The organism is Clostridium paridis (genome assembly GCF_016765615.1).
GTDB lineage: Bacteria > Bacillota > Clostridia > Clostridiales > Clostridiaceae > Clostridium_T > Clostridium_T paridis.
The window spans coordinates 1-1,239 of sequence record NZ_JAESWA010000011.1 but is presented as its reverse complement, the minus strand read 5'-3'; the positions used below and the strand labels follow the sequence as shown (position 1 = coordinate 1,239).

1 protein-coding gene is annotated in these 1,239 nt (G+C 30.5%); it reads right to left on the bottom strand.

Features of this window, described 5'->3' with window-relative positions:
• Positions 1-1,239, bottom strand: a protein-coding gene (locus JK634_RS02205; RefSeq protein ID WP_243425541.1) for an IS3 family transposase whose coding sequence is annotated in 2 segments (ribosomal slippage) — positions 1-886 and positions 886-1,239 — 1,240 coding nt annotated over the 2 segments. Because the reading frame shifts where the segments join, the coding sequence is not laid out codon by codon here. This gene is flagged as partial in the annotation.

The following is a 1,239-nucleotide window of genomic DNA, read 5'->3' as shown; positions in this document are numbered from 1 at the left end:
TTATAGTAATTAATATAATCATCTATTTCAGCAAGTAGTTCTTCATAGGTTTCGCATTTGTTAATATACGCTTCATCTTTTAAGTGACCAAAAAACGATTCCTGCGGGGCGTTGTCCCAGCAGTTACCGCGCCTAGACATAGATTGACCCATGTTGTTCTGTTTTACTTTGTTTTGAAATATTGGGCTTGTATAATGTACCCCTTGATCTGAATGAATAAAAACATCTTTATGCAACTTATATTTTGCACTAATAAGATTATCAATGGTATTAGTTACTATGTCTATTTTTAAGCTTTTGGAAAGATTATAAGCTAAAACTTCATTCGTTGATGCATCCAAAATGGTCGACAAATAAGCCTTTTGACCATTCTTAAAAAATAGATAAGTTATATCTGTTAATAATACTTTTCTAGGAATATCTTGCTTAAACTCTCTATTTAATAGGTTTGGTAAAACGGAATGTTCTTTCGTAGCCTTCATCATTCTTCTATACGGATTTGCTTTTCTATAAGGACAAAGAATATTATATTTTTTCATAATTCTTCTAATGCGCTTTAGATTATAGTTAATGTCAAAATGGTCTTCTAAAGTCATTTTTATTTGCTTAGCACCTTTTTTACGATTCTTATACTTGAAAGCATTTAAAATGTTTTTATAGCTTTCTTCATCATTGTCTTTCTGAGTGTTTCGATTAGAAATTGACTTATGTGAAAAATAATTATAGTAACCCGAGCGGGAAACATCACTTAATTCACAAAAATAACTAATCTTATTCTTAAGTTTATATTTTTCAATAACTGACCTAATTACTATAAACTTCTCGAAGGATAACAGTGTTATTTCTTTCTTCGCACGCTCCTTTCCATCATCTCTAACTTTTTTAATAATTCATTTTCTGCTTGTAAAAGGTGAACTTTTGCTTGAAGTTTTCTATATTTCTCTTCAAGTGATAACTCTTTTTCGCTTGGTCGTCCGTTATTAAACTTTCTAGTATCTTGCAGTTGTTCTACTCCATTTCTACGAAATGCGGAGCGCCATCTTTTGCCTGAAGATTTAATACGCTCGTTTCCTAAGATATCTATATCAAAGCCATTTTCCTCAAATATTTGTTTTGGAAACTTTCCATTCTGATTCTCAGCTATAAATTTCCTTTTAAATTCATCAGTATATGTAATACCCTTGTCACTAACTCTTTTTACATACTCATTTTGTGATAATATTTCAATCTCTTCATCTG